Source organism: Microcoleus sp. N9_A1, assembly GCF_036701795.1.
Classification (GTDB): Bacteria; Cyanobacteriota; Cyanobacteriia; order Cyanobacteriales; family Microcoleaceae; genus Microcoleus.
On record NZ_JAUBRI010000164.1, the window covers coordinates 1 to 2,423 of the forward strand.

Here is a 2,423-nt window from a genome sequence, read left to right on the forward strand (position 1 = left end):
TGGGACTTGACGTGCACATCGCCGACTTGATCCTCAAAAGTCAAGGCAATTACCGCGAATTGGAGGAACTAGCAGAAGTGCTAGACAATTGTCTAGATAGTTGCGAACTAAATATCCAAGCGATTCGGATAGTTGCCGATGATAGCCCAGAACCTCCAGCGGCCACTCTAGTTGACCTAACAATGGAGCAGCAAAACATGGTTTTTTGCACCGCATTATTTAATGCAATGGTGCTATCCGTTCTAGAAAAAGTAACAAAAAAGGACGCTAACTATTTTATCGCTGCAATATCAATGCAGGTAAATACTGAGATGGAGAAAATTAGCGACCAACAAATCACCGAAGCCCTCGCAGCTTACCAGGCAAGCTATCAAAAAAACCCCTTACAACAGGGTTTTAAAATCAAAATTCCAACAGCAGACCTTTAGAAAAACAGCGGTTAGTTACACTCTAACCGCCGTATCTGAGCTGAGCTATCTTGGCTGACTAACTGTCCCTTCGCATCTATTAATTTACCATGCCACAAACCAAAAACAAACACATTACCGAGTTAATCAAATCGGCAAAAGAGCAATTTGACAACTTTAGCGATTCAGAAACACAAGAAGTTTTTCTCACCATAAAAGAAGCAAAAGCTAGAGGATTGCTGCGAAAGCAGCCTCCCGATCGATGCTTGAATCAGTATGTCAATGCTGCAAACTGCCTCTTAAACCTTTACTCAACAGATGAATTTGCAGCGATTTTAACGCAAGACATTGACTACTTATACGCCTACATTGCGCTAGTGGCCACAAATTCAATCACCACAACCGCCTGAAGAGCGCCGCTCGGGAATTAGCGGCCGAAACTCCCCTTAATAAGGGGGAGTCGCGGATCGATTCCAACCCGAACCGCGAATTAAACGGGATGTGACTTAGGGCTTTTATAAAGAACCAAGCTCTTAAGGCTTTTTACTGTTCATAAGCTCGGTCACAGCCTAGTTAATTGTTATTTCTCGCGCACTTAGAAGCTTTAAGAGTGAATTAGGCTCACTGCGGCCTTTGGGTGATTCATAAGCTGCTGCTGCGAGATTTGGAAAACTCACCTTTAAAAATGGAATGACCCAAATTATTGGCTTGGATATTAGCAAGGCCTCAGTTTCGTGCTGCTTAATATCAGAAAAAATTGACGAACCGCGCGAATTTTACTACCGCTACAATTTCCACAAATTCGCTGCTACAGCGCACGGGATAAATGAATTACTTGCACTAATTGGATCGGAATTGGATCGGGAAAACACGATCGCCATCATGGAGCCGACAGGAATTAACTATCAAATCCTTTGGGGCACTCAACTGGCACGGGCGGGAGTAGAAGTGCGACTGGTGGGTCATAAAGAGCTTCGATCGTTCCGAGAGCATCACCTCGGACTGCCAGACAAAGACGACGACGCGGACGCGCTAGCACTGGCGATTTATGGCTGGGACTACCTCGACACTTCCCGGCGATTTGTCCAAACGCGCGATCGCACAATCGTACAAATTCGTCGGCTAGTGCTCCGGCTCGCGCATCTCAATCGGGTGCAAAGTCCCATCATTAACAGAGCGCGTCAAGATTTAGCTTGGCAGTTTCCAGAAGCAGCGTTGATAAAATCGCTCCGGTCTGGCGAGAAAGTGCCGCTGCTTTGGGGTTGGCTATGTGGTGAGCGGCAGTCTGTAAAGTACGATTTACTGTTGGAGCGGTCAATCGGTTTGGGCATCACTGAGGAACTAAGGAAACACGCCGCCAGAATCTGTGACTTGCAGCGGGAGGAAATGGTGCTTGAATTTGAGCTTTCCAAACTTGTGGGCGAGCCGCAGTTTTTGCCTTACCGCAAAGTGTTTGCCCGATTTGGATTTGGTCGCCGCGTTGAAGCTTTGTTGCTCAGCCAGATTTACCCATTTGAAAATTACCTCGGTGCCGACGGCAAACCCGATGTCAAAATTCGCACCGGCCGACGATCGGGCAAACCGACCAAGCGGCATTTGTCACTTCGCCGATTTTGTAAAGCCCTTGGCTACGCGCCGTCGCAAGAAAGCAGCGGCGACTTGCAAAAGTCTAAGGTTGTGGGCGGTTCCGATTTGTGCCGCAAAGCTTTGTGGCAATGGATTTTTACGCGAGTCGAGGTGAAACGTGCTCGCATGGCTAACGATATTGGCGATCGGCTCGGCGAGATTATGGATTCTGAAAAAGCCAGCGGTCGGCCGGTGCGGTTAGTGCGATCGCGGGTGGCGGCTAAAGCAGTTAAAATGCTGTTCAAAGAACTCGTGCACGAACTCGTTCACTCCAATCTAAAATCTAAAATCCAGAATCCAGAATTACTAGAGTGAATCCCCAGAGATAATTGCTATGATTGATATTCAAGAGGGAAGTTGGCTGAGCGGTTAGGCAGCAAATTCATGATT

At 47.2% G+C, this 2,423-nt stretch carries 3 protein-coding genes; all 3 read left to right on the forward strand.

Annotation, left to right across the window (positions count from 1 at the left end; translation table 11 throughout):
- On the forward strand, positions 1-428 hold a 428-nt coding region (locus tag QUA58_RS31080; RefSeq protein WP_333397975.1), incomplete at its 5' end, for a hypothetical protein.
- Positions 429-517: 89 nt separating this feature from the next.
- Positions 518-817 (forward strand): hypothetical protein, encoded by a 300-nt coding sequence (locus tag QUA58_RS31085; RefSeq protein ID WP_333397976.1) that lies wholly within the window; start codon positions 518-520, stop codon positions 815-817.
- Between the two features lie 280 nt (positions 818-1,097).
- Entirely contained in the window at positions 1,098-2,348 is a 1,251-nt protein-coding gene (locus tag QUA58_RS31090) for an IS110 family transposase (RefSeq protein WP_333397978.1), read from the forward strand.
- Positions 2,349-2,423: the final 75 nt, after the last annotated feature.